Consider the following 24,834-nt stretch of genomic DNA (forward strand, 5'->3'; position numbering starts at 1 on the left):
ACTAGGCAGGAACAGTGCGCGTGCAAGCCTCCGGTTAGGGTGAACGTCGTGCGCATCGCCCGTATCGCCCAGCCGGACGGCCTCGCTTTCGCCGCGATCGAAGGCGAGGGTGACGACCTCACCGCCGTCGAGATCGCCGACGACCCGTTCAGCGACCCGAAGTTCACCGGCCGGAAGTGGCCGCTCGCCGACGTGCGCCTGCTCGCGCCGTTCCTGCCGCCCAAGATCGTGTGCGTGGGCCGCAACTACGCCGCGCACGCCGCCGAACTCGGCAACGAGGTCCCCGACAACCCCCTGATCTTCCTCAAGCCCAACACCGCCGTGGTCGGTCCGAACGCGGACGTCAAGCTGCCCGCCGTGTCCGAGCGCGTCGACTTCGAGGGCGAACTGGCCGTCGTGATCGGTGTCGGCGGGCGTGACATCCCGGCGGCGCGCGCGTGGCAGTCGGTGCTGGGCTACACGATCGCCAACGACGTGACCGCGCGGGACCTCCAGAAGACCGACGGCCAGTGGACCCGCGCCAAGGGGTTCGACACGTTCTGCCCGTTGGGGCCGTGGGTGGAGACGTCCTTCGACCCGCGGGACGTGGCGATCCGCACCATCGTGGACGGCGAGGTGAAGCAGGACTCGCGGACGTCGTTGCTCGTGCACGACATCCCGACGCTCATCGAGTACATCTCGGGGATCATGACCCTGCGCCCGTTGGACGTGATCCTGACCGGCACGCCCGCCGGCGTCGGCCCGTTGTCGCCGGGCCAGTCGGTGAGCGTGACGATCGAGGGCCTCGGCACGCTGACCAACCCCGTGTCCGCCCGCTGACTCCGCGAGTCCTCCACTCGGACACCCTGAGATACGCACTCGGGCACCGCGAAACCCGCACGCGGGCTGTCCCGAACGCGGGTTTCGCGGTGTCCGAACGCACAACTCGCGGTGCTTGAGTGCACAACTCGCGGTGCCTGAGTGGAGGACTCGCGGGGGTCAGGTGCGGGGGATGCGTTCGGGGGCACGGCGGGCGAAGGCCGGGGCGTGCTCGGGACGCAGGCCGATCGCCACGAGGTAGGCGGGCACGCCCTGGAGGACCGGGAACCGCTGGAGCAGGCGCAACGGCAGCGGGGGACGGGTCGACTCCGGCGTCTTGTCCCCGGGCGGACTGAGGAACCGGCCCTGCACGAGCCGCTGGAACGTCTGCGTCACCACGGTCGGGAACAGCCGCCGCCGACGCACCTTCGCCAGCACCGAAGGCGTGACTGTGCCCCGCCGCAGCGGTGCGGCCAGGATCGCCGCCGTCGCGACCGCGTCCTGCACGGCCAGGTTGATCCCCACGCCGCCGATCGGCGACATGGCGTGCGCGGCGTCCCCGATGCACAGCACGCCGTCCGCGTGCCACCGCCGCAACCGGTCCAGCTTCACGTCCAGCAGCTTCACGTCGTCGAGCGACTCGACGGTCTCCAGCCGCTCCGCCAGCCACGGCACGAGTTTCGCCACCCGCGCCCGGAACGCCTCGATCCCCTCGGTTCGCAGCCGCGCGTCCGTCCCCTTGCGGATCAGGAACGCGGTCTGGAAGTAGTCGCCGCGCGGGATCAGCACCACGGCGGTGTCCGGCCCGAACCGGCCCAGTCCGCCGCCGACGTCCTCCGTGCCGCGCGGCAGCCGGAACCACCACACGTCCATGGGCACGCCGAACCGGTGCACCGGCAGCCCGGCTTCGGCGCGCACCAGCGAGCCGCGTCCGTCCGCCGCCACGACCAGGTCCGCGTTCAGCGTGCCCGCGCCGTCGGGACCGCGGTAGTGCACGCCGGTCATCTTGGACCCGGTGCGCGCCAATCCCGTGACCTCGGTGGACATCCGCAACGTGAACGAAGGCTCACGTCGGGCCGCGTCCGCCATCAGGTCGAGGAAGTCCCACTGCGGCACGAACGCGATGTGCTTGTGCGGCCCCGGCAACCGGGTCAGGTCGGCCACCGTCTGCGGCCCGCTGTCGAGCAGGATCGCCATGCGCTCCACGAGCTGGTGCGGCACCTCGGCGAACGACGGCCCGAGGCCGAGTTCGTCCAGCAGCGTCAACGTCGACGCGTGCACCGTGTCGCCGCGGAAGTCGCGCAGGAAGTCGGCGTGCTTCTCCAGCACCGTCACGTCGACACCCGCACGGGCCAGCAACAACCCCAACACCATGCCCGCGGGTCCACCGCCGGCGATCGCGACCGTCGTCCTCTCCATCGTCCCCACCTCGTTTTCAACACCAGTTGAATAAGCTCAGGATGCTCCCGGGTGCCCGCGCGGTCAAGCCGGATAGGCTGATCGGGTCATGAGCGCAACAGCTGCCCCCTCAGAGGTCCGCGTCCGCTTCTCGCCGTCGCCGACCGGTACGCCCCACGTGGGCCTCATCCGCACCGCCCTGTTCAACTGGGCGTACGCCCGGCACACGGGCGGTTCCGTCGTGTTCCGCATCGAGGACACCGACGCCGCGCGCGACTCCGAGGAGTCGTACAACTCACTCCTGGACGCCCTGCGGTGGCTGGGCCTCGACTGGGACGAGGGCCCCGAGGTCGGCGGCCCGCACGCGCCGTACCGGCAGAGTCAGCGTCGCGAGATCTATGCCGACATCGCGCGCCGGCTGTTCGAGGCGGGCGAGCTGTACGAGTCGTTCTCCACGCCCGCCGAGGTCGAGGAGCGGCGCAAGGCCGCGGGCCAGGACCCGAAGCTGGGCTACGACAACTTCGACCGCACGCTCACCGACGAGCAGAAGGCCGCGTTCCGCGCCGAGGGCCGCGAACCCGTGCTGCGCCTGTTCGTCCCGGACGAGGACCTGTCGTGGGTCGACCTCGTGCGCGGCGAGATCACGTTCAAGGCGGGCAGCACCCCCGACCCGGTCCTGGTGCGCGCCAACGGCGACCCGCTCTACCCGTTCACCAACCCGGTCGACGACGCGCTCATGGGAATCACCCACGTGCTGCGCGGCGAGGACCTGCTGCCGTCCACGCCGCGGCAGATCGCGCTTTACCACGCGCTGATCCGAATCGGTGTCACCACGTTCACGCCGCGGTTCGGCCACCTGCCCTACGTGATGGGCGAAGGCAACAAGAAGCTGTCCAAGCGCGACCCGCAGTCGAATCTTTTCCTCTACCGGGATCGCGGATTCCTGCCCGCCGGATTGCTGAACTACCTCGCGCTGCTCGGCTGGTCCATCGCGGACGATCGGGACATCTTCTCCGTCGCCGAACTCGTCGAGGCGTTCTCCCTGGAGAAGGTGAGCGCGAATCCCGCGCGCTTCGACCTCAAGAAGGCCGAGGCGATCAACGCGACGCACCTGCGCGCCCTGCCCGCGGCCGAGTTCGTGACGCTGGCCGTGCCGTACCTCGTGGCCGACGGCGTGCTGCCGGCCGAGCCGTCGGCGGAGCAGCTCGCCGTGCTCTCCGGTGTGGCGCCGCTGGTCCAGGAACGCCTCGTGGTCCTGTCCGAAGCGGCCGGCATGGTCCGGTTCCTGTTCGCCGCCGAGGAGGACTTCGCCCCGGAGGAGGACTCCGCGGCCAAGGCGCTGGGCGCCGACGCGGTTCCCGTGCTGGAGGCGTCGATCGCCGCGCTGGAGACCGTGCCGGAGTGGACCGCCGCCGCGATCGAGGAGGCGCTGAAGGTGTCCCTTGTGGACGGACTGGGCCTCAAGCCGCGCAAGGCGTACGCGCCGGTGCGGGTCGCCGTGACGGGCCGTACCGTCTCGCCTCCGCTGTACGAATCCATGGAACTGGTCGGTCGGGATCGCTCGATCGGGCGATTGCGTCGGGCGCTCGGGGCAATCTGAGTGGTGCTATCGGGCGGTTCAGGAGTGCTTGACCGTACAAGAGCCGCCAGATATCACCTCCTTGGTCGAGTCGGACGGGGTGTGCCCGCACCTAGCCTCACTGGGTGACAACCGCAGCCCCGTCCCTCACCCCCCGGAGAACCGGCGAGATCCGCGCCGTGTGCCTCGACGTGGACGACACGCTCGTCGACTACAGCACCTCGTCGAAGGCGGCGCTGGCCGCGATCGTCGGCAACGACGACTCCTTCCCGCTGTGGCAGCGCATCACCGACGAGCACTGTTCGCGCCTGCTGGCGGGTGAACTCACCTACGACACCATGCGGAACATCCGGACGCGGGCGTTCTTCGCCGCGCTCGGCGAGGAGCTGTCCGAGGCCGAGGCCACCCGCCGCGAGCTGCGCCGGCAGGAGGTGCTCGCCGCGGGCTGGCGCCTGTTCCCCGACGTGGTGCCGTGCCTGGAGTGGTTGCGCGCCAGCGGGTTGCCCCTCGCCGCCGTGAGCAACGCCTCCGGCCGGCACCAGCGCGTGAAGATCGCCAACCTGGGCCTGGCCCAGTACTTCGACACGGTTCTGATCGCGGGTGAGGTGGGCGCGGCCAAGCCGGACCGCGTGATCTTCGACACCGCGTGCGACGACCTGGGCGTGTCCCTGCACGACACCGTCCACGTAGGAGACCGGTTGCACGCCGACGCCATCGGCGCCCGCGACGCCGGGATGAAGGGCGTGTGGCTGAACCGACAGGGCCCCCGCGAAGGCACGCTGCCGACCGGCATCAGCGCCATCAGCAGCCTGTCTGAGCTGCCCGAACTCCTCGTGTGCGAGCTCTCGGCAGCCTCGGCGTGAACCCCGATTTCCGTTCCGCCGGGTGCGTGGTCTAGTATTCATCCCGGCGGAACGGAGAGCCCCCGAAGCCCAGGCAGCGGGTAAGCTGATCGGAAAGCCAATGGGGTATGGTGTAATTGGCAGCACGACTGATTCTGGTTCAGTTAGTCTAGGTTCGAGTCCTGGTACCCCAGCTGTAAGACCCGGTGAATCGGTAGAATAAGATGTGCTAGACTGCCGGAGCACCACGGAGAACGAAAACTGAATTTCTTGATCGGCAGCCAGTCTGATAAGATCGAGAAAACCTAGGGCCCCGTCGTCTAGCGGCCTAGGACGCCGCCCTCTCAAGGCGGTAGCGTGGGTTCGAATCCCATCGGGGCTACAGATTGAGGGATCCCCGCACCGGAAGAGCTGGTGCGGGGATCTTTCGCATTTCGCATTGGGGGCGCGGCCCCCAAACCCCGCGCAGGAGGGCTTCGCCCCCTGCACCCCCGAGCGGGGTCGAGTCGCGTTGTGATGATGGCGAGCCCCGTGCGGGATTCGAGTTACTCGGTGATGGTGTGGTCACCCCGCGTCGAACCTGTGCGAAGCACGGACAGCATGTTGATCATGCCCCCGCTACCTGCCGGCAGCGAAGCCTGTGCGAAGCACCGGCAGCATGGTGAGCAACCCGCATCGGTGGCACACCTGGGGCACGACACCCTCCTTGGCGGCCTGCCCGGCGGCGAGTGACGCTTGAAACGCTTCCCCGCACCAGCCCCGGACGACACCCGTCAGGCAGAAGTCGCTGGAACGCCTCCACGCCCAACCCCGGAACACCAAGACACAAGCCCGCCCCGCCACGAAAACCGTGACGGGGCGAGAAGACGGTCACCAAGACACGAACCACAGACACAGAAGCCCTACAGGCGCGACTGAAGAGCCTCCGCGGCAGCCAGCAGATCCGCGGCCCACCGCGCCCCGGGCCGACGCCCCATCCGATCGATGGGCCCCGACACCGACACCGCCGCGACCACGGCCCCCGTGCTGTCCCGCACCGGAGCCGAGACGCTCGCCACACCGGGCTCACGCTCGGCCACCGACTGAGCCCACCCACGCCGCCGCACCTCCAGCAGGGTGCGCTCCCCGTAGACCGCGTCCGCCAGGACCGAACGCTGGGTCCCCGGATCGGCCCACGCCGCCAGGACCTTCGCTCCCGACCCCGCCGTCATCGGCAACCGCGCACCCACGGGCACGGTGTCCCGCAACCCGCTGGGCGGTTCCGCCGACGACACGCAGATCCGCTGCGTCCCGTCCCGCCGGTAGAGCTGCACGCTCTCGCCGGTGATGTCGCGCAGCCTCGGGAGTACCGAGGACGCCGCGTCCAGGAGGGGGTCGGTGGCCCCGCCCGCCAGTTCCGCCAAGGCCGCGCCAGGACGCCAGCGACCGTCGGAACCCCGTCGCAGCAACCGGTGCACTTCGAGCCCCACTGCCAAGCGGTGCGCGGTCGCACGGGGCAGGCCCGTCCGGTTGCACAACTCGGCCAGGCCGCACGGATCCTTTGCGACGGCGTTCAACACGGCCACTGCCTTGTCCAGCACGCCGATCCCGCTATGCTGTCCCACAAGCCGATACTAGCTTCCCACTGTCTGGGAAGTCCAGATCTATCGACTGTCCAGATCCTGGGAGTAAAGCTGATGAGCCGCACGCTCGCGGAGAAGGTGTGGGAGGCGCACGTCGTGCGTCACGGCAGTGGCGCCGAGCCCGACCTGCTCTACATCGATCTCCACCTGCTGCACGAAGTCACGAGCCCGCAGGCATTCGACGGCCTGCGGCTGGCCGGTCGTCCGATCCGCCGTCCGGACCTCACGATCGCCACCGAGGACCACAACGTCCCCACCGTCGACATCGAACTCCCCATCGCCGACCCGGTGTCGCGCACGCAGGTCGAGACCCTGCGCCGCAACTGCGCCGAGTTCGGCGTGCGGCTGCACCCGATGGGCGACTTCGAGCAGGGCATCGTCCACGTCGTCGGTCCGCAGCTGGGCCTGACCCAGCCCGGTATGACCGTCGTCTGCGGCGACAGCCACACGTCCACGCACGGCGCGTTCGGCGCGCTCGCGTTCGGCATCGGCACGTCCGAGGTCGAGCACGTGATGGCGACGCAGACCCTGCCCCTGCGGCCGTTCAAGACCATGGCCATCACGGTCGACGGCTCGCTCAAGCCGGGCGTCACGGCCAAGGACATCATCCTCGCGGTGATCGCGAAGATCGGCACCGGCGGCGGACAGGGCTACGTGCTGGAGTACCGGGGCGCCGCGATCGAGGCGCTGTCGATGGAAGCGCGGATGACCGTTTGCAACATGTCGATCGAGGCCGGCGCCCGCGCGGGCATGATCGCGCCGGACGAGACCACGTTCGAGTACCTCAAGGGCCGGCCGCACGCGGCCTCCGGCGCGGACTGGGACGCGGCCGTCGAGTACTGGAAGACGTTGCGCACGGACGACGACGCCACGTTCGACGAAGAGGTCCGGCTGAACGCGGACGAGCTGACGCCGTTCGTGACGTGGGGCACCAACCCCGGCCAGGGCCTGCCGCTGGGCGCGTCGGTGCCCGACCCCGAGACCATCGGGGACGAGAACGAGCGCGTCGCGGCCGAGAAGGCGCTGGCGTACATGGGTCTGGAGGCGGGCACGCCGCTGCGCGACATCCGGGTCGACACGGTCTTCCTCGGCTCGTGCACCAACGGTCGGATCGAGGACCTGCGCGCCGCCGCCGACGTGCTCAAGGGGCACCGCGTGGCCGACGGCGTGCGGATGCTCGTCGTGCCGGGTTCGATGCGCGTGCGCGCCCAGGCGGAATCCGAGGGCCTGCACGAGGTGTTCCTGGCCGCCGGCGCCGAGTGGCGCCAGGCCGGCTGTTCGATGTGCCTGGGCATGAACCCCGACCAGCTCAAGCCGGGCGAGCGCAGCGCGTCGACCTCCAACCGCAACTTCGAGGGCAGGCAGGGCAAGGGCGGTCGCACGCACCTGGTCTCGCCGCTCGTCGCCGCCGCCACCGCCGTGCGCGGCACGCTGTCGTCGCCCGCCGATCTGGTCTGAGGGAGTTCGAAGGACATGGAAGCGTTCACCACCCACACCGGTGTCGGCGTGCCGCTGCGGCGGTCCAACGTGGACACCGACCAGATCATCCCGGCCGTCTACCTCAAGCGGGTCACCCGGACCGGCTTCGAGGACGGCCTGTTCGCGGCGTGGCGCGGCGACGAGTCGTTCGTGCTGAACCAGGAGCCGTTCCGGGCGGGCAGCGTGCTCGTCGCGGGCCCCGACTTCGGAACCGGCTCGTCCCGCGAGCACGCCGTGTGGGCCCTGATGGACTACGGCTTCCGGGTGGTCCTCTCGTCACGGTTCGCCGACATCTTCCGGGGCAACGCGGGCAAGCAGGGGCTCGTCGCCGCTCAGTTGGAGCAGTCCGACGTCGAATTGCTGTGGAAGATCCTGGAGAACGAACCCGGTACGCCGGTGACCGTCGACCTGGCCGCGAAGACGGTGTCGGCCAAGGACTTCTCGGCGCCGTTCGGCATCGACGACTACACCCGTTGGCGTCTGCTGGAGGGATTGGACGACATCGCGCTGACCCTGCGGCACGCCGAGGACATCGGCGGGTTCGAGGGTCGTCGGCCGGCTTGGCTGCCCACAACCGTTCCGCCGACCGCCGGCTGACGGATCGGGGCCGGATTTCCCCCGCGAACAGCGGAAATCCGGCCCCGCCGATCCCGTCGAGCGCCTCTCGTGTCCCTCGACAGGGCGCAATTGCCCACGCCACAACGGAAATTTTGGCGTGGCGATTGGTATTTCCTTGCATATGGGCTTACCGTGGCCTTCAGTCGGCCCTGAACTAGGGCCGTGAGCGTCCTGGGAGGGACTGAAGGTGAACAAGGCCCAGCTCATCGAGGCGCTCGCCGAGCGCCTGGGCGACAAGAAGAACGCCGCCGCCGCCGTCGACGGCATCGTGGACGTCATCGTCCGCAGCGTCCACAAGGGCGAGAAGGTCAACATCACCGGTTTCGGTGTCTTCGAGAAGCGTGCCCGTGCAGCCCGCACGGCCCGCAACCCCCGCACCGGCGAGACCGTGAAGGTCAAGAAGACCAACGTCCCGGCCTTCCGCGCGGGCTCGACGTTCAAGGACGTCATCAGCGGTACCAAGAAGCTGCCCCGCGTCACGGCCGCCAAGCCCGCCGCGACGGCCGCCCCCAAGGCCGCCACCACCGCGACGAAGGCTCCGGCCACCCGCGGCACCACCGCGCGTACGACCACCACGCGTGCCACGCGTGCGACCACGACGCGCACCACCACGGCCGCTGCCGCCGCGACGAAGGCTCCGGCCACCCGCCGGACCGCTGCCGCCGCCAAGCCGGCCGCCGCTGCCGCGACCACGGCCGCCAAGGCGACCACCGCCACCAAGGCGGCACCGGCGAAGGCGACCGCGACCAAGGCCACGGCGGCCAAGACGACCGCCGCCAAGGCCACCACGGCCGCGAAGCCCGCCGCCAAGCGGGCCACGGCCGCCAAGGCCGCGCCGGTCAAGGCCGCGACCACGGCAGCGGCCAAGCCCGCCGCCAAGAAGGCCCCGGCCAAGAAGAAGTGACCCGAGGGCGATGAGCCCTCACGTGATCCGGGCCGGCCTCCAGCCGGCAGGACCACACAGCCACACAGCTCGAGGCCCGGTGCGGACGCGCACCGGGCCTTAGCTATGTCCGAGGCACCCCAGGGCAAATCGGTCCCGACCGGTACCGCTCACGCGTGCGGTCCGGACCGAACGGTCCCGTGACCCGCTTCCGTCGGACGAACTTCCCGGACCGTCCGGCGGACCCCTTCATGCGGAAGGGTGGTCGTCCCACCGGACTTCCGAAGGGCCGTCCGGGCGCGATGCCGATTCGGAAACCGAATACGCGTGCGGTCCGAGTGCGTGTTTCGGGGTGCCTGAGTGCGTGTTTCAGGGTGTCCGAGTGGAGGGCTCGCGAGAGGGGCGGGGGCTCACGGCGGCGGCAGGTAGTGCGGGTCCGAAGTAGAGGGAGAAACGGGCAACACCCAGGTACTCCCCTTCTTGCAGGGGGTCGCGATACCGGGATGCAGGCGCCCGATCACGTCCGGGATGACGTCCCCCTGGCTGCACACCACCGCGGTGCCGCCCGCCGCCGCGATCTCCCGCAATCGGGCCATACCGGCCGTAGGGGACTCCCAGTACCCGTTCTCCGACAACAGCGGTTCCTCGACCAGGGAAGTCCCGATATCGGCCGCCAGTGCCCGCACGGTGTCCGTGCACCGGAGCGGCGGTGCCGAGAACACCCGTGCGGGGGCCCAAAGCCGCAGCAGCGAACGCAGCCCCGCCACCTGTTCCCGGCCCGCCGGGGTCAACGGCCGCAGGTCGTCGTCGCCGGTCCACTCCGCCGGCTTCCCGGCTTTCGCGTGCCGCACCAGCAGGACGACCCCGGCAGGGGGCGAGAACGCCGACAGCACCTGCCGGTCGTCGGGCCGAGTGACCAGGTCGGCGGCCTCCGACACCGGCAACCACCGCAGCTCGTCCACCTCCTCGTTGGGCGTGAACGACCCGCCGACCACCGTCGCGGCGTAGTAGTCGACGGTCTTCGGCCTGCCGAACGCGGTGTACGCCGCCTGGACCAGGAAGCGGTCCAGCACCACCGAGAAACCCGTCTCCTCCGCGACCTCGCGCACCGCGCACCCGGGCAGCGTCTCACCCGGGTCGAGTTTGCCCTTGGGCAGCGACCAGTCGTCGTACCGCGGTCGGTGGACGACGGCGACGAGTCCGTCGCGCCACACGACCGCGCCGGCCGCCCGGATGGTCCGGCTCATGCGAGCGCGTCGTGCTTGCGCAGGAGTTCGGTCTGGTGGTCGCGCACGCGCGAACCGTCCGACGGCGACGCCTCCCACTCGCCGTCCGCGCCCAGCACCCAGCAGCGGGTGGTCGGCTCCAGCGCCGAATCCAGCACCTCGTCGAGCTGCGCGATCAGCTTCGGGTCGGTGACCCGGACCTGCACCTCGACCCGGCGGTCCAGGTTGCGGTGCATCATGTCCGCGCTGCCGATCCAGTACTCGTCGCAGCCGACGAAGTGGAAGAGCCGCGAGTGCTCCAGGAACCGGCCCAGGATCGAGCGCACGTGGATGTTCTCCGAAAGTCCCGGAATGCCCGGCTTCAACGCGCACACACCGCGCACCACCACGTCCACGGGCACGCCCGCCTGCGAAGCCCGGTAGAGCGAGTCGATGACCTGCTCGTCCACCAGTGAGTTCACCTTGATGCGCACACCCGCGCGTTCGCCGCCGCGCGCGTGCTCGATCTCCCGCTCGATCCGCTCCACGATGCCACGCCGCACGCCGTGCGGCGCGACCAGCAGGCTGCGGTAGTTGTCCTGCCGCGCGTAGCCGGTGAGGACGTTGAACAGGTCGGTGAGGTCCGCGCCGATGGTCGGCTCGGCGGTCAGGATGCCGATGTCCTCGTACAGGCGCGCGGTCTTGGGGTTGTAGTTGCCCGTGCCGATGTGGCAGTAGCGCGCGATGTGCGACCCCTCCTGCCGCACGACCAACGACGTCTTGCAGTGCGTCTTGAGCCCCATCAGGCCGTACACCACGTGCACGCCCGCCTTTTCCAGCGCACGCGCCCACTTGATGTTCGCCTGCTCGTCGAACCGCGCCTTGATCTCGACCAGGGCCACGACCTGCTTGCCCGCCTCGGCCGCGTCGATCAGCGCGTCCACGATCGGCGAGTCGCCGGACGTGCGGTACAGCGTCTGCTTGATGGCCAGCACCCGCGGGTCGGCGGCGGCCTGCTCGATGAACCGCTGCACGGACGTGGAGAACGAGTCGTACGGGTGGTGCACGAGGACGTCGCCCTCGCGCAACGTGGCGAAAATGCTCTTGGGCGTCTCGCGCTCGCCGAACGCCGGGTGTGTCGAGGGGACGAAGGGCGGGTCCTTGAGCTGCTTGCGGTCGACGCTGTAGAGCTGCCACAGGCACGAGAGGTCGAGCAGGCCGGGCACCTGCACGACGTCGTGCGGGTCGACCTCCATCTCGCGCAGCAGGCGCTCCAGCATCTTCTCGGTCATGTCCCCGGACACCTCCAGGCGCACGGGCGGGCCGAAGCGGCGGCGGGCGAGTTCGCGCTCCAACGCCTGGAGCAGGTCCTCGTCGCGGTCCTCCTCGACCTCCAGGTCCGCGTTGCGGGTGACCCGGAACGCGTGGCACTCGATGACCGCCATGCCCGCGAACAGCTCGCCCAGGTGCGCGGCGATGAGTTCCTCGACGGGCAGGAACGTCGCCGTCGGACTCGTCCGGTCGGACTCGACGCGGACCAGGCGCGGCACGTTGTCGGGCACCTTGATGCGCGCGAAGCGCTCGGCCGAACCGTCGGGGTCCCGCACGGTCACCGCGAGGTTGAGCGACAGGCCGGAGATGTAGGGGAACGGGTGCGCGGCGTCGACGGCCAGCGGCGTCAGCACCGGGAACACCTGCTCGCTGAAGTAGTTCGACAGCCGCAGCCGCTCGAAGTCGGTGAGCTGCGACCACGAGACGATGGAGATGCCGTGCTTCTCCAGCTCCGGCTGCACGTGGTCGAGGAACGCGCGGGCGTGCTGCTCCACGAGTTCCCGCGACCGCTTGGTCATCCCGGCGAGCTGCTCGCGCGGCGTGAGGCCGTCCGCGCTGCGCACCGTGAGCCCGGTGTCGTCGCGGCGCTTCAGACCGGCGACGCGGACCATGTAGAACTCGTCCAGGTTCGACGCGAAGATGGCCAGGAACTTCGCCCGTTCCAGCAGCGGCTGCGACGCGTCCTCGGCGAGCGCGAGCACGCGGGCGTTGAAGTCCAGCCAGGACAGCTCGCGGTTGAAGTACCGGTCGTCGGGCAGGTCGGCGGGCGAGTCCGTGCTCGTGGCGGCCGGCGGCGAGCTGGGGAACACCCGGACGGGCTGCTCCACGGCGGCCCGGCGCACCGCCGGACGCGGGCGGCGGCGTGGCGTGGTCGCCGTCTTGGCCGGTGCCGCGGGGGTCCCGGCCGTCGCGGTCGCCCGGGTCCGGGTGGTCTTCGCGGTAGTGGTCCCTGCGGTGGTGGTCCCCGCCGCGGTGGACTTCGTCGGCGTGGACCTCGTCGAGGTGCTCTTCGCCGGGGCCGCCTTCGCCGGCGCGGCGGTCGACTTCGCCGGTGCCGACGGGGAATCGGCCGTCGGCGCGGCGGCCCTCGACCCGGACCTGGTCGAGGACTTCGCGGTGGCCGACCGCGTCGCCTTGGCCGGTGCCTTCGGCTTCGCGGACCTGGTCGCGGTCTTGGTGCCGGCGGTGGACTTGGTCGTGTTCTTCGCGGCTGTGCTCGCGGGCGCCGACGACGTCGCCGAGCCCGTCGACGCGGTGCGCGTCGTACGGGCGGTCCGGGTCCGTCGTCGCGGCTGCTCAGGGGAGTTGTCCGTGCTCACGTTTCGCATTGTTCCCCACAAACGACCACCGCGCGCCGGCCGCCGCGGTCGGTCCGGTGAACTCCGCGTCACACGGGCCGGAGCAGCGCCCTTACCGCGCCGTCCGCCGACCGGACCACCAGCACCCGCTGGCCCGGTCGCAGGAAGCGCCAGCCACCCTCCGTGACGGCCGTCGCCGGCACGTCCACGAGTACGCCGTCGTCTCGCAACACGGTCGCCGAACCGTCCGCGTGGTGGGAACTCACCGTCGCCTGCTCGCTCACGCCTGTCGAAACTAGTGGTCGCCTCGTCAACCCCTCCGATCGGCCGTGGTGCCGCGCGTAATCGCGCTGCGACGCTGCGCGATGGCCTCATCCAGCGGAAGGAGCGGCATGAGAGTGCTTGCAGGGGCGGTCGCGCTGGTCCTCGCCTTCGTCGGCCAAGGCGTGGCGAACGCGGCGCAACCGGAGACCCCGGACGTGACGCCCGCACCCAAGGCGAACTTCCAAGCGGCCTCGAAGAACGTCGAGCTGCGCGCGGCGATCCCGGACACCGCGGGCGCCATCTCCATCAACTTCATCGAGTACCGGCACCGCGATGTCGCGTTCGTCAGCGGCACGTGGGGTCTCAAGACGTACGACGTCACCAGGCCCGACCAGCCCAAGCTGCTCGACCACCTGACCAAGAAGGACATCGCGTTACCCGGTGACGACCCCGAACAGCGGTTCTGGGAGAACGAGGACGTCACCGTCGACCCGGTGCGCAAGCTCGTCTTCCTCGCCCGTGAGCGCAACGCGTTCGGCCGTCAGCCCGGCGGCGAACGTCCCACCGGCGTCTACATCATCTCGGCCGAGAACCCGGCGAACCTGGAACTGCTCAGCTTCGCGAGCATGGGCACCGGCCACATCACCACGTGCGTCAACGACTGCCAGTACCTGTGGACCACCGGGTACGACGGCACCCCGTCGACCGACCCCGACACCTACCGCCGCTCCGGCAAGGTGTTCGTGACCGACATCCGGGACCCTCGCAACCCGAAGACCTCGCCCACGTACGTGGACCTCAACCGCAACCAGGGCGAGACCCACATGACCCACGACGTCCAGGTGGACTCGGAGGGCGTCGCGTGGGTGACCGGGACCGGCGGCACGCGCGGCTACTGGACGCGCGGATGGCACCGAGACCCGTTGACCGGCAAGCACCGGAAGGCCACGCCGACCGACCCGGTCGCGTACGCGGGCGGCGCGGCGCCGAAACTGGACATGCCGACGTCGTTCTCGCACAACGCGCTCCGACCGACCGGGCGCACCTTGAAGGACGGTCCGCGGCCGACGCGCGAGAACCCGGCGGGCAGCCTGCTGCTGCACACCGAGGAGGCGTACGGGTCGCCCACGTGCAAGGACCAGGGGCGGTTCGTCATCTCCTCGCTCCAGGGCTCGACCGACGGCGAGTCGTGGCGGGCGACGCCGGACAAGCCGTTCACCCTGAAGACGGTGGGCATCTGGAGTCCGGACGACCAGGAGGGCACCATCCCCGGTCCGGACGCGTTCTGCTCGGCGCACTACTTCGACCTGAAGAACCGGATCGTCGCGTACTCCTGGTACGAGCAGGGCACCCGGTTCCTGGACATCAGCGACCCGGCCAAGCCCATCCAGATCGCCTACTGGCGGCCGGACGGTGCGGTGTCGTGGGCGCCGTACTTCCACCGTGACCGCGTGTACGTGGCGGACTACGCGCGTGGGGTCGAGATCGTGAAGCTGACCAAGGGGGCTTACGACGCGCAGGAGACGCACACCAACGTGCAGCTGACCACGTCGGCTGTCACGGAGTCCATCCACAGCACCGAGGGGCCGCGCAAGCGCTTGCCGCTCGCGCCGGATCCCCAGTACGGGATCGCCTGCCCGATGCTGGTCGGGCGTGGCTGCGGTGACGGGTCTGCCTGCTGCTAGGAGCTGTTTGAAGTTCGGATCTAGGTGGGCCCGGTGGTGTGCTGGTTGGGCTGGTAGAACACGGATGTGGCGCGTTTTGATCTGACCGATGCCGAGTGGGCGTTGATCGAGCCGCATATGCCGGTGGCGGCCACCGGGCCGTTGCCACGTCGGGTGCGGGAGCAGTTCAACGGGATCCTGTGGCGGTTCCGCACCGGGTCAGGCTGGCGTGACGTGCCCGAACGGTACGGTCCCTGGTCCACCGTCTACTCCCGGTTCAACACCTGGGCGAAGACCGGAGTGTTCCAGACGCTGATGGAGGCGCTGATCGCCGAGGCCGCCTCCCGCGGACAGGTCGACCTGGAACTGGTGAGCGTGGACTCCACGATCGTGCGGGCACACCACGAATCGGCCGGACTCGCGGTGACCGGGGAGACCCTTGACGCGCTGGAACAGGCGTTGACCGGGGAAAAAGGGGCTCCGTTGCCCGTCCAGCGGAGCGTGCTGCGGGTGGTGCGTCGCGGTCCGCGCCGGACACGACCGACGCGGGCACATCTGCCGGTCGGGACCGTGCCGCCCGTAGGCGCCGTCGGAAGGCGCGGGCTGCGGCGGCCGGGCTCGGCCGGTCCCGGGGCGGGCTGAGCAGCAAGGTCCACACCGCGGTCGACGCCGCCGGGCTGCCGTTGGCGTTCGTGCTCACCCCTGGCCAGGCCGGGGACAGCCCGCAATTCCGGACGGTGCTGGACCGGATCCGGGTTCCCGGCCCGGTCGGAAGGCCGCGCACCCGTCCGGACGCGGTGGCCGCGGACAAGGCGTACTCCTCCAAAGCCAACCGGGCCTACCTACGCCGCCGCCGGATCACGGCTGTGATCCCGGAGAAGACCGACCAGCGGGCCAACCGCAGGAACAAGGGCTCCGCCGGCGGGCGGCCTGTGTCCTTCGATCCCGTGCGCTACCGGCGGCGCAACACCGTCGAACGCCTCTTCCAGAAGATCAAGACATGGCGCGGACTGGCCACCCGCTACGACAAGACACCACAAAGCTACGAGGCCGGACTGCATCTACGAGGAGCCATCGTGTGGTTGAAGACCCTTACCCCAACCACATGATCCCAACCCCAAACAGCTCCTAGTGCTCTCTTCGTCGGGCCCCGGTGCGCTCTCTCGCACCGGGGCCTCTTTCTGCGCGAGTCCTCCACTCGGACACCCTGAAATACGCACTCGGACACCTCCTTCCGGGTGACCCACCGCGCGAGTTATGCGTTCAGACACCGCGAGTTGTGCACTCGGACACTGCGAGTTGTGTGTTCGGGACCGTGGGGTGTGCGGTCGGGTGCTGTGTGGTCGTGCGGTGGGGATCGTGGGGCTTGCGTTGGGACGCCGAAAGGTGGGCGGCCTGCGTTCGGGGTTGGGTGCCGGTGTGTGGTGGGTGTCGTCATCCTGTGGTCGCGTCAGCCGCAGACCGGGGTCAGGGCTGCTGTTGTTCGTTCGCCCAGGCCCAGGGTCGCGGTGACGTCCAGGTCGTCCGCTGTGTCCACGTCGTGGCGCAACGAGGGCCAGGGGCCGGTCAGGCGGTGGGCGCCCGAGGATTCGTGCGCTCTTGCCGATCCTGGGCCGAAGGACGGGTTCAAAGGTTTTCCCGGTGCGGACAGGAGCAGGGTCGTGCCGGTGCCTTGGCGGTCCGGGCAGAACGCGCGTGCGTCGTGTGCCGCCGTCAGTGCCGCCGCCAGTTCGGTCGGTCGTAGGGCGGGGAGATCCGCCTGCAGTGCGCCTACTACGGAGTGGGGGTCGCGTGACCTCAGCAGGGTCGCGCCGAACGTCAACGCCTCGTTCAGGCCCTCGGGGCCGGGGATCGATCCCACGCCCAGGTCGGCCAGGGCGGCGGCCACCGCCGGGTCGTCGGTGATCGCGGTCACGCTGCGGACCACCCGCACGGCGGCGGCGATCGTGTCCAGGGCGAACGCCAACGCCAGGGCCGGACGGTCGTCCGTGACCCCGACCAGCCGCGACTTCGCCCGGCTCAGGCTCTTGACCGGGACCACCAGGTCCACGTCGGTGCGCACTTGACCCATACTCCCCGATGCCGGCTGGACCTGGCCGGGTGCTCCGGGGAAGACTTCCAGGTCCACGACGAGTAGGGAGAGCACGTGGCGAAGGAGAAGGGCGGCTTCTGGGTGGGGGTCGCCGCGGCGGTCTTCCACCCGGCGACCGCGCTGATGGCGCGTCGACGCGGAACGGGCGTCGAGAACATCCCCAGGACCGGGGGAGCGCTCATCGTGCTCAACCACGTGTCGCACCTCGACCCGGTCTACGACGCCGTGTTCGTCCACAAGCACGGTCGCGTGCCGCGTTTCCTCGCCAAGCACAGCCTGTGGAAGGTGCCGGTCCTCGGCACGGTCATCAAGGGTGCGAAGCAGATCCCGGTCTACCGGGGCACGGCCGACGCCCAGCAGAGCCTGCGGGCCGCGCACGAGGCACTGGAACAGGGCCTGGTCGTGGTCATCTACCCCGAGGGCACGATCACCCGCGACCCCGACGGCTGGCCGATGGCGTCGCGCACCGGCGTGGCACGGCTCGCGCTCGACCACGACGTGCCCGTGATCCCGGCCGCCCGCTGGGGCACCCGCGACCTCTACGACCACTACCGCAAGCGGTTCCGGCCGTTTCCGCGCAAGACGGTCGTCACGAAGGTCGGGGAACCGGTCGACCTGTCCGCCTACCGCGACCGGCCACGCAACCTGGCTCTCTTGCGCGAGGTCACGGACCTGCTGATGACCGAGGTCAAGGACCTGCTCGCGGACATCCGCGACGAGCCCGCGCCCGAGGGTTTCCACGCCGGCAAGAAGGACTGACGCGTGACCAGGGTCGCGGTCATGGGTGCCGGTTCGTGGGGCACCGCGTTCGCCAAGGTGCTCGCCGACGCGGGCACGGACACCGTCCTGTGGGCCCGCCGGTCCGAAGTGGCCGACGCGATCTCGGCACGTCGCGTCAACCCCGACTACCTGCCCGACGTGGTGCTGCCCGCCAACCTCGTCGCCACCACCGACGCGGAGAAGGCCCTGGCCGGCGCGCGGGCCGTGGTGCTGGGCGTGCCCAGCCAGACGTTGCGCGCGAACCTCGCCGGGTGGCGGGACCTGCTGCCGCCCGACGCCACGCTGGTCAGCCTCGCCAAGGGCGTCGAACTGGGCACGCTCAAGCGGATGAGCGAGGTGATCCGCGAGGTCGCCGACGTGCCCGAGGACCGCGTCGCGGTCGTCACCGGCCCGAACCTGGCCAAGGAGATCGCCGCCGAACAGCCCACCGCGACGGTCATCGCGTGCGCCGACCACGACCGCGCCGTCGAACTCCAGCGCGCGTGCTCCAACGCGTACTTCCGGCCGTACACCAATGTGGACGTGGTCGGCTGCGAACTGGGCGGCGCGTGCAAGAACGTCATCGCGCTCGCGTGCGGCATGGCGGCCGGCCTCGGGTTCGGCGACAACACGATGGCGTCGATCATCACGCGCGGCCTCGCCGAGACCGCACGCCTGGGCGCGGCGCTGGGCGCGGACCCGTTGACGTTCGCCGGGCTCGCCGGACTGGGCGACCTGGTGGCCACCTGCGCGTCGCCGTTGTCCCGCAACCGGACCTTCGGTGAACGCCTCGGGCGTGGCGAGACCCTGGCGCAGGCGCAGGAGGCCGCGCACGGGCAGGTCGCCGAGGGCGTGAAGTCGTGCCGCTCGATCGGGGAGCTGGCCGCGCGCAACGGTGTCGACATGCCGATCACCGACGGCGTGCGCCAGGTGTGCCACGAAGGGCTGGACCCGCGCGTGCTCACGGCCGCCCTCCTGGGGCGGGAGCGCAAGTCCGAACGGCAGTAGGCAAGAGGTGCGGTCGTCGGGGTGTGGTTGCCCGAGGGTGGCGGGTGGACTGGTCGGGAGTGGTGATGGCTGAAGCGTGGGGTGACGGGACGCGGGTCGTGCACTCGGTGCCGGCCGCGGCGGGGCAGCCGTTCCTGCCCGGACCGGTGTTCGCCGCGCCGTACCACCTGGGCGGCGACGACACGTACGGCCGGGCGCACAACCCGACGTGGCGTGCGCTGGAGGACGCGCTCGGCGGGCTCGAAGGCGGCGAGACCGTGCTGTTCCCGTCGGGGATGGCCGCGATCACGACGTTCCTGCGCGTGGTGCTGTCGCCCGGTGACACGGTGGTCCTGCCGTCCGACGGGTACTTCCTGGTGCGGACGTTCGTGGCGGAACTGCCGGTGTCCGTGGTGGAGGTGCCGACCGCCGGGCCGTACCCGTCGTTCGACGGCGTGCGGCTCGTGCTGCTGGAGACGCCCGCCAACCCCGGGCTCGACGTGTGCGACATCACGGCGGTGTGCGAGGCCGCGCACGCGGCGGGCGCGCTCGTGGCCGTGGACAACACGACCGCCACGCCGCTGGGGCAGCAGCCGCTGCGGCTGGGCGCGGACGTGGTGCTGTGCAGCGACACGAAGGCGGTCGCCGGGCACAGCGACGTGCTGCTCGGCCACGTGTCCACTTCGGACACCGACCTGGCCGCGCGGGTGCGTGCCGCGCGGACGCTCAACGGCGCCGTCCCCGGACCGTTCGAGGCGTGGTTGGCGCATCGCGGGCTGGGGACGTTGGACCTGAGGCTGTCGCGCCAGGCCGCGAACGCCGCCGCGCTCTACGACGTGTTGAAGACGCACCCGGCCGTGTCGGGGCTGCGGTGGCCGGGCGCGGTGGAGGACCCGGCGCACGCGGTGGCCGTGCGGCAGATGCGGCGGTTCGGGGGCGTGCTGACGTTCGAACTCGCCGACGCCGACGCCGTGGCCCGGTTCCTGGGACGGTCGCGGCTGATCGCGGCGAGCACGAGTTTCGGCGGCCTGCACACAAGCGTGGACCGGCGCGCGCAGTGGGGCGATCCGGTGCCCGAAGGGCTGGTCCGACTGTCCGCCGGGTGTGAGGACACCGCCGACCTGGTCAGGGACGTGCTGGGGGCGTTGTAGCTGATCACGGGCGGCGTGTCCCAATTCCTGGGACGCCCTTGCGGTGGTCGTCGGGGTGCTGCCACCCTTCGGCCATGTCCTTCCGCGCGATGACGGACCGGCGGGGTCACATCGACCTCGGCCGGATGTCCAGCGCGCTCTGTCTTCCTCGGTGATCGTCCTGCGTCCGGCGGGCGTGTGAGCACGTCCGCACTCATTCGCATCACGAAGATCCCGAGAAGGAACCATGTTCGCCGTTCCGGAGAACACGATCGCCCTGCCCCAGACGCGTGCCGCCCTGCACCCCGTGCGGATCGCGCTCGACGTGGCGGCACGGCGTGAGCGCTGGGCACACCTGCTCCGCTACGACCCCGAGACCCGCTTCTCCGCGCTGGTCGAGCGGACCGACGACCACGAGGTCTGGCTGCTGAGCTGGCTGCCGGGCCAGCACACCGACCTGCACGACCACGGACCGGCCAACGGTGCGTTCACCGTCGTGAACGGCGCCCTGACGGAGGTGGTCGCGTCGGGTCGGCACCAGGTGCTGCACCACCTGACCGCCGGCCAGTCCCGGGTGTTCGGCCCGTCGTACGTCCACCAGGTCCGCAACGAGGGTCCCGATCCCGCCGTGACGATCCACGTCTACCGCGACGGCACCCGCACCCTGCGCCCGTACCACTTCGACCCGCTCACCGGCCCCACCCCGTCCTAAGCCCCGCGAGTTATGCGTTCGGACACCGCGAAATGTGCAATGCACATTTCGCGGTGTCCGAACGCATAACTCGCGCGTGGTCAGGTGCGGTGGGTGACGTGGGGCGGGATCTCCCACGGGCCGACCAGGGTGGGGTCGGATTCGGGCGTGCCCCACGAGCGGTGCAGGGGCAGGACACCGGCCCACCGCGAGTTCTCCGCGACGTCCGCCGGTTCGTCGCCGGGCGGGCCGGTGCGGATCTTGACCGACGCCTCGGTCAGGTCCAGGGCCAGGACGGCGGTCGCGGCCAGCTCCTTCGGCGTGGGCCGCCGCGAGTAGTCCCACGAGCCCGGTGCGAGGTGGTCGGTCAGCACGCGCAACCCGTGCTCGGCCCGCGCCGGGTCGGTGATCCGTTCCGCGACCCCGTGCACGACCGCCGACCGGTAGTTCATCGAGTGCGAGAACGCCGAACGCGCGTAGACCACGCCGTCGACCAACGTCACGGACACGCACACCGGCATGCCCGAGGACGCTTCGCGCATCGTCCGCGCGCCCGTCGACCCGTGCAGGTACAGCGTGTCCCCGTCACGCCCGTAGCCGGTCGGCAGCACGACGGGCGCGCCGTCGACCACCACGGCCAGGTGGCACACGAGTCCGGCGTCGAGCACGTCGTACAGCGCGGCACGGGAGGTCACGGCCCGCTTCTTGCCCCGGGCTACCGTGCTGCGCGGCGTCGGTGAGAGCGTCATGCCTTCACCCTGCGCGGTAAAGTGGCCTTCGACAAGGACCATTTCAAGGCGATTTCAGGAGGCCACTTTGCCCAGCGAGGCCACCCTGCCGGTCACCGTCGACCGGAACTCGTCCGAACCGCTCGCGGTCCAGCTCGCGGACGCCGTGCGCGCCGCCGCCACCGACGGACGCCTGCGCAGCGGCGACCGCCTCCCGTCCACCCGCGCGCTGGCCGGCCAGCTCGGCGTCAGCCGCACCGTCACGGCCGCCGCCTACGAGCAGCTCCACGCCGAAGGCTGGATCGCCGGCCGCCACGGCTCCGGAACCTACGTCACGACCACCCCGCCCGACGCCCTGCGCGCCCCTGCCCGGCACGCCACCGCCGAACACCCCGACACCCAGGTCGACCTCGCGCCCGGCGCGCCCTGGGCCGAGGGCCTCGACCGGGCCGCGTGGCGCCGCGCGTGGCGTGCCGCCGCCGACACCCTGCCCCTGTTCCGCCCCCGGCGCGGCGGTCTGCCCGAGTACCGCGAGGTCGTCGCCGAGCACCTCCTGCGGCACCGCGGCCTGGCCGTGCGCGGCGGGCTGAGCGCCGAACTCGTCCTGGCCACGGGCGGCACGACGGCCGCGCTCGTCGAACTGGCCGCCGCCGTGCTGCGCCCCGGCGACGTGATCGCGGTCGAGGAACCCGGCTACCAGCGCGCGGTGTGGGCGCTGCGGTCCGCGGGCGTGCGCGTGGTCCAGGCACCGGTCGACGAGGAGGGCATGCTCGTCGACGGCGTGCCGGCGGGCGTGCGCGGCGTCTACTGCTCGCCCGCGCACCAGTACCCGATGGGCGGCCGGATGTCCGCCGCGCGCCGCGTCGCCCTCGTGGAACGCGCCCGCCGCGAGGGCTGGCTCGTCGTCGAGGACGACTACGACGGCGAACTGCGCTACGACGTCGCCCCGCTGCCCCTGCTCGTCGCCCTGGCCCCGGACGTCGTCGTGCACCTGGGCACCACGTCCAAGATCCTCACGCCGACGCTCGGCGCGGGCTGGATGGTCGCGCCCGAACGCGTCGCCGCCGAGGTCCTGGCCCACCGCGACCGCACGGGCACGAGCCCGTCGGCCGCCGGCCAGCGCGTGCTCGTCGAACTGGCCCGCTCCGGCGACCTGGGCCGCCACCTGCGCCGGCTGCGCCGCGAGATGTCCGAACGCCGTGCACTCGTTTCCGACGCGCTCGCCGAGGCGGGGGTCGCCGTGCTGGGTGACGACGCCGGCGCGCACGTGGTCGTGCCGCTGTCCTCGGCGGCTGCCGAGCGTGACGTCCTGGCCACCGCGGACCGGCACGGTCTGCGCCTGGACGGCCTGGCCAGGCACCACGTCGGCCGCCCGCGCGTGCACGGCGTCCTGATCGGCTACGGCGCGTGCTCCCGTGAGCAACTGGTCACCGCGCTACCCGTGGTGGTCCGACTCCTCCGGGACGTTAAGCCATCCGGGTAGGGTCCCGCCTATGACTGAGCGCAAGACCAAGGTCGCCGTGGTGTTCGGCGGGCGCAGCACCGAGCACACCGTCTCGTGCCTGTCCGCCGGCAGCGTCCTGCCGCACCTGGACCGCACGCGGTTCGAGGTCGTGCCGGTGGGCATCTCGCCCGAGGGCATGTGGGTGATCGGCGCCGACGACACCAAGGCCCTGGAGCAGCGCGACCGGGAACTCCCGTCCGTGAAGAGCCTGGTGCCGGCGTCCGGCGGCGCGTTGACGCCCGTGCAGCCCGGCGTCGCGCTCGCGGACGTGGACGTGGTCTTCCCGCTGCTGCACGGCGCGTGGGGCGAGGACGGCACGATCCAGGGCCTGCTCGAACTCGCCGACCTGCCCTACGTCGGACCGGGCGTGCTGGCGTCGGCCGTGTCCATGGACAAGGAGTTCACCAAGCGCCTGCTGCGCGGCGCGGGCCTGGAGGTGGGGCGCTTCGTCGTGCTGCGCCGCGACCAGGAGACCTTGACGTCCGAGCAGCGCGACGAGCTGGGTCTGCCGGTCTTCGTCAAGCCCGCGCGCGCCGGGTCGTCGGTGGGCATCTCGAAGGTCGTCGACTGGGCGCACCTGGACAGCGCGATCGCGCTGGCGCGCAAGACCGACCCGAAGGTGATCATCGAGGCCGCGACGGTCGGCCGCGAGGTCGAGTGCGGCGTGCTGGAGTTCCCCGACGGCCGGGTCGAGGCGTCGCTGCCCGCCGAACTGCGCATCGTCGGGGGCACGGTCGACTGGTACGACTTCGACGCCAAGTACCTCGACGACGTGTGCGAGTTCGACATCCCGGCCCGGCTCGACCCGGACGTCACCGCGCGGCTGCGCGAGCAGGCCGTCGAGGCGTTCCGCGCGCTGGACTGCCAGGGCCTGGCCCGGGTGGACTTCTTCGTCACCGAGTACGACGAACTGGTCCTCAACGAGGTCAACACGATGCCCGGCTTCACGCCCATCTCGATGTACCCGCGGATGTGGGCGCACACCGGCGTCGAGTTCAAGGAACTGCTGACGATCCTGATCGAGACGGCCGCGGCACGGGGAACGGGCCTGCGCTGAGGTCAGCCCCGGGTGTCCACCGGCGTCTTGGGCAGGGTGTCGCGAATGGTCGTCGAGACGTCCTGCAACGGCCCCGTGCCGGCGTCGGAGGGCACGGTCAGCGCCACGTACACCGGACGGTCGACGACGTACCAGGTCGCGTTCGGACCGTCGGCCACCTCCAGCCACTGGACGTCGGAGATGATCCGGAGTTGTGACGTGGGTTCCAGGTCGGCCGGCCGGTCGAGGCCGCACCGCAGCACGAGCGGCGAGTGCGTGGAGTCGCTCCACGCCAGGGCCCCTTCGGGCGCGGGCGCGGCGAGTTCGCGGCGGGGCAGCGTCACGCCGGAGGACAGCAGCTGCATGGGTAGTTTCGCCAGCAGCCCGGCGCACTCCGGCGACGCCGCCTTCGGCGCGGGCACCGGCACCAGCGCGAGCGGCCCGGTCGGCACGGTCGTCGGACCGCCCGGGGTCTCGCTGCCGGTGCCCAGGAACAGGCCCGCCGCCGCGACGCCTGCCGCGAGCAGCGCCGGCAGGCCGATGGCGACGGCGAGCAGGGGGCGGGGGAGCAGCGAGGTGCGTTCCGGTTCCGGTGCCACGCGGTTATGACAGCACGGACCTACAGGTGCACCACAGGGCAGGTCAGTGTTCGGGTGATGCCTTCCACGTTCTGGATGCGCGCGACGACCAACTGGCCGAGCTGGTCGACGGTCTCGGCTTCGGCGCGCACGATGACGTCATAAGGACCGGTGACGTCCTCCGCGGTGGCGACACCGGGGATGCCGGAGATCTGGCCGGCGACGGCGGCAGCCTTTCCGACCTCGGTCTGGATGAGGATGTATGCGTGGACCACGGCGTGCCCCTTCGTCGCTACAGAACAGGTCGGGGTAGGAACGTGTTCAGCAACGTACCCCAGTCGGGGTTC

The 24,834-nt window shown here is 70.9% G+C and carries 22 protein-coding genes, 2 tRNA genes and 1 pseudogene; 16 read left to right on the forward strand and 9 right to left on the reverse strand.

Annotated elements, in window-relative coordinates; genetic code table 11:
• Positions 1-48 precede the first annotated feature (48 nt).
• Positions 49-819, forward strand: a complete 771-nt coding sequence (locus F4559_RS06065) for a fumarylacetoacetate hydrolase family protein (RefSeq protein WP_184666608.1) — start codon at positions 49-51, stop codon at positions 817-819.
• A gap of 159 nt (positions 820-978) precedes the next feature.
• Here F4559_RS06065 and F4559_RS06070 read toward each other — a convergent pair whose 3' ends face one another.
• Positions 979-2,217, reverse strand: coding sequence for an FAD-dependent oxidoreductase (locus F4559_RS06070; RefSeq protein WP_184666609.1), 1,239 nt, complete (start codon positions 2,215-2,217; stop codon positions 979-981).
• Positions 2,218-2,305: 88 nt separating this feature from the next.
• On the opposite strand from F4559_RS06070, the gene gltX reads away from it, so the two are divergent.
• The 4 genes from gltX (at position 2,306) to F4559_RS06090 (ending at position 4,999) form a co-directional block, all read left to right on the forward strand.
• On the forward strand, positions 2,306-3,796 hold the full coding sequence (gene gltX, locus F4559_RS06075) for a glutamate--tRNA ligase (RefSeq protein ID WP_184666610.1): 1,491 nt from the start codon (positions 2,306-2,308) through the stop codon (positions 3,794-3,796).
• Between the two features lie 104 nt (positions 3,797-3,900).
• Entirely contained in the window at positions 3,901-4,638 is a 738-nt protein-coding gene (locus F4559_RS06080; RefSeq protein ID WP_312865480.1) for an HAD family hydrolase, read from the forward strand.
• A gap of 101 nt (positions 4,639-4,739) precedes the next feature.
• Positions 4,740-4,811, forward strand: a tRNA-Gln gene (locus tag F4559_RS06085).
• A 115-nt stretch (positions 4,812-4,926) separates the two neighbouring features.
• Positions 4,927-4,999, forward strand: a tRNA-Glu gene (locus F4559_RS06090).
• A 520-nt stretch (positions 5,000-5,519) separates the two neighbouring features.
• Here F4559_RS06090 and F4559_RS06095 read toward each other — a convergent pair.
• Positions 5,520-6,221 (reverse strand): IclR family transcriptional regulator, encoded by a 702-nt coding sequence (locus tag F4559_RS06095; RefSeq protein WP_184666611.1) that lies wholly within the window; start codon positions 6,219-6,221, stop codon positions 5,520-5,522.
• A 72-nt stretch (positions 6,222-6,293) separates the two neighbouring features.
• On the opposite strand from F4559_RS06095, the gene leuC reads away from it, so the two are divergent.
• The 3 genes from leuC (at position 6,294) to F4559_RS06110 (ending at position 9,240) form a co-directional block, all read left to right on the forward strand.
• A complete protein-coding gene (leuC, locus tag F4559_RS06100; protein ID WP_184666612.1) occupies positions 6,294-7,697 on the forward strand; it encodes a 3-isopropylmalate dehydratase large subunit in 1,404 nt (467 codons plus the stop codon).
• Positions 7,698-7,712: 15 nt separating this feature from the next.
• Positions 7,713-8,315, forward strand: coding sequence for a 3-isopropylmalate dehydratase small subunit (gene leuD / locus F4559_RS06105; RefSeq protein WP_184666613.1), 603 nt, complete (start codon positions 7,713-7,715; stop codon positions 8,313-8,315).
• Positions 8,316-8,523: 208 nt separating this feature from the next.
• Positions 8,524-9,240 carry an HU family DNA-binding protein gene (locus tag F4559_RS06110; protein ID WP_184666614.1) on the forward strand — a complete coding sequence of 239 codons (717 nt, stop codon included), beginning with the start codon at positions 8,524-8,526 and terminating at the stop codon, positions 9,238-9,240.
• Between the two features lie 389 nt (positions 9,241-9,629).
• Here F4559_RS06110 and F4559_RS06115 read toward each other — a convergent pair whose 3' ends face one another.
• The 3 genes from F4559_RS06115 to F4559_RS06125 form a co-directional block, all read right to left on the reverse strand.
• Positions 9,630-10,466 carry an NUDIX hydrolase gene (locus tag F4559_RS06115; RefSeq protein ID WP_184666615.1) on the reverse strand — a complete coding sequence of 279 codons (837 nt, stop codon included), beginning with the start codon at positions 10,464-10,466 and terminating at the stop codon, positions 9,630-9,632.
• On the reverse strand, positions 10,463-12,598 hold the full coding sequence (locus tag F4559_RS06120) for an RNA degradosome polyphosphate kinase (protein WP_184675485.1): 2,136 nt from the start codon (positions 12,596-12,598) through the stop codon (positions 10,463-10,465). The genes F4559_RS06115 and F4559_RS06120 overlap by 4 nt, the downstream gene beginning before the upstream one ends.
• 545 nt (positions 12,599-13,143) lie before the next feature.
• Positions 13,144-13,338, reverse strand: a complete 195-nt coding sequence (locus F4559_RS06125) for a hypothetical protein (RefSeq protein ID WP_184676547.1) — start codon at positions 13,336-13,338, stop codon at positions 13,144-13,146.
• Positions 13,339-13,446: 108 nt separating this feature from the next.
• Here F4559_RS06125 and F4559_RS06130 point away from each other — a divergent pair, with 108 nt between their 5' ends.
• Together F4559_RS06130 and F4559_RS06135 are read left to right on the forward strand one after the other, a co-directional pair.
• Complete coding sequence (locus F4559_RS06130; RefSeq protein WP_184666616.1) at positions 13,447-15,003, forward strand: LVIVD repeat-containing protein; 1,557 nt, start codon at positions 13,447-13,449, stop codon at positions 15,001-15,003.
• Positions 15,004-15,069: 66 nt separating this feature from the next.
• A pseudogene (locus tag F4559_RS06135) lies at positions 15,070-16,091 on the forward strand (IS5 family transposase).
• 341 nt (positions 16,092-16,432) lie between these two features.
• On the opposite strand, the gene cofC reads toward F4559_RS06135, so the two are convergent.
• Entirely contained in the window at positions 16,433-17,044 is a 612-nt protein-coding gene (gene cofC / locus F4559_RS06140; protein WP_376774624.1) for a 2-phospho-L-lactate guanylyltransferase, read from the reverse strand.
• An 84-nt stretch (positions 17,045-17,128) separates the two neighbouring features.
• Between cofC and F4559_RS06145 the strand changes: the two genes are divergently transcribed.
• The 4 genes from F4559_RS06145 to F4559_RS06160 all read left to right on the forward strand — a co-directional run bounded on the left by F4559_RS06145 (position 17,129) and on the right by F4559_RS06160 (position 20,662).
• Positions 17,129-17,833, forward strand: coding sequence for a lysophospholipid acyltransferase family protein (locus F4559_RS06145; protein ID WP_184666617.1), 705 nt, complete (start codon positions 17,129-17,131; stop codon positions 17,831-17,833).
• A 21-nt stretch (positions 17,834-17,854) separates the two neighbouring features.
• Positions 17,855-18,841 (forward strand): NAD(P)H-dependent glycerol-3-phosphate dehydrogenase, encoded by a 987-nt coding sequence (locus F4559_RS06150; RefSeq protein WP_184675489.1) that lies wholly within the window; start codon positions 17,855-17,857, stop codon positions 18,839-18,841.
• Positions 18,842-18,906: 65 nt separating this feature from the next.
• Positions 18,907-19,971 (forward strand): cystathionine gamma-lyase, encoded by a 1,065-nt coding sequence (locus F4559_RS06155; RefSeq protein ID WP_184666618.1) that lies wholly within the window; start codon positions 18,907-18,909, stop codon positions 19,969-19,971.
• A gap of 226 nt (positions 19,972-20,197) precedes the next feature.
• Complete coding sequence (locus F4559_RS06160) at positions 20,198-20,662, forward strand: cysteine dioxygenase (RefSeq protein ID WP_184666619.1); 465 nt, start codon at positions 20,198-20,200, stop codon at positions 20,660-20,662.
• A gap of 80 nt (positions 20,663-20,742) precedes the next feature.
• Here the strand turns inward: F4559_RS06160 and F4559_RS06165 are convergent, their stop codons facing one another.
• A complete protein-coding gene (locus F4559_RS06165) occupies positions 20,743-21,390 on the reverse strand; it encodes a pyridoxamine 5'-phosphate oxidase family protein (RefSeq protein WP_184666620.1) in 648 nt (215 codons plus the stop codon).
• Between the two features lie 67 nt (positions 21,391-21,457).
• Here F4559_RS06165 and pdxR point away from each other — a divergent pair, with 67 nt between their 5' ends.
• Positions 21,458-22,852, forward strand: a complete 1,395-nt coding sequence (gene pdxR / locus F4559_RS06170) for a MocR-like pyridoxine biosynthesis transcription factor PdxR (protein WP_246445093.1) — start codon at positions 21,458-21,460, stop codon at positions 22,850-22,852.
• 10 nt (positions 22,853-22,862) lie between these two features.
• Positions 22,863-23,930, forward strand: a complete 1,068-nt coding sequence (locus F4559_RS06175) for a D-alanine--D-alanine ligase family protein (RefSeq protein WP_184666622.1) — start codon at positions 22,863-22,865, stop codon at positions 23,928-23,930.
• A 2-nt stretch (positions 23,931-23,932) separates the two neighbouring features.
• Here F4559_RS06175 and F4559_RS06180 read toward each other — a convergent pair whose 3' ends face one another.
• Both F4559_RS06180 and F4559_RS34300 read right to left on the reverse strand, forming a co-directional pair.
• Complete coding sequence (locus tag F4559_RS06180) at positions 23,933-24,508, reverse strand: DUF3515 domain-containing protein (RefSeq protein ID WP_184666623.1); 576 nt, start codon at positions 24,506-24,508, stop codon at positions 23,933-23,935.
• Positions 24,509-24,528: 20 nt separating this feature from the next.
• Entirely contained in the window at positions 24,529-24,762 is a 234-nt protein-coding gene (locus F4559_RS34300; protein WP_184666624.1) for an Lrp/AsnC family transcriptional regulator, read from the reverse strand.
• Between the last annotated feature and the right edge of the window lie 72 nt (positions 24,763-24,834).

The organism is Saccharothrix violaceirubra, from assembly GCF_014203755.1.
Taxonomy (GTDB): Bacteria; Actinomycetota; Actinomycetes; order Mycobacteriales; family Pseudonocardiaceae; genus Actinosynnema; species Actinosynnema violaceirubrum.

Coding starts and splice junctions, on each gene's coding strand:
- F4559_RS06070 (WP_184666609.1), bottom strand. CDS start 2,217: ATGGAGAGGACGACGGTCGCGATCGCCGGCGGTGGACCCGCGGGCATG.
- gltX (WP_184666610.1), top strand. CDS start 2,306: ATGAGCGCAACAGCTGCCCCCTCAGAGGTCCGCGTCCGCTTCTCGCCG.
- leuC (WP_184666612.1), top strand. CDS start 6,294: ATGAGCCGCACGCTCGCGGAGAAGGTGTGGGAGGCGCACGTCGTGCGT.
- leuD (WP_184666613.1), top strand. CDS start 7,713: ATGGAAGCGTTCACCACCCACACCGGTGTCGGCGTGCCGCTGCGGCGG.
- F4559_RS06115 (WP_184666615.1), bottom strand. CDS start 10,466: ATGAGCCGGACCATCCGGGCGGCCGGCGCGGTCGTGTGGCGCGACGGA.
- F4559_RS06130 (WP_184666616.1), top strand. CDS start 13,447: ATGAGAGTGCTTGCAGGGGCGGTCGCGCTGGTCCTCGCCTTCGTCGGC.
- F4559_RS06150 (WP_184675489.1), top strand. CDS start 17,855: ATGGGTGCCGGTTCGTGGGGCACCGCGTTCGCCAAGGTGCTCGCCGAC.
- F4559_RS06155 (WP_184666618.1), top strand. CDS start 18,907: ATGGCTGAAGCGTGGGGTGACGGGACGCGGGTCGTGCACTCGGTGCCG.
- F4559_RS06160 (WP_184666619.1), top strand. CDS start 20,198: ATGTTCGCCGTTCCGGAGAACACGATCGCCCTGCCCCAGACGCGTGCC.
- F4559_RS06165 (WP_184666620.1), bottom strand. CDS start 21,390: ATGACGCTCTCACCGACGCCGCGCAGCACGGTAGCCCGGGGCAAGAAG.
- F4559_RS06175 (WP_184666622.1), top strand. CDS start 22,863: ATGACTGAGCGCAAGACCAAGGTCGCCGTGGTGTTCGGCGGGCGCAGC.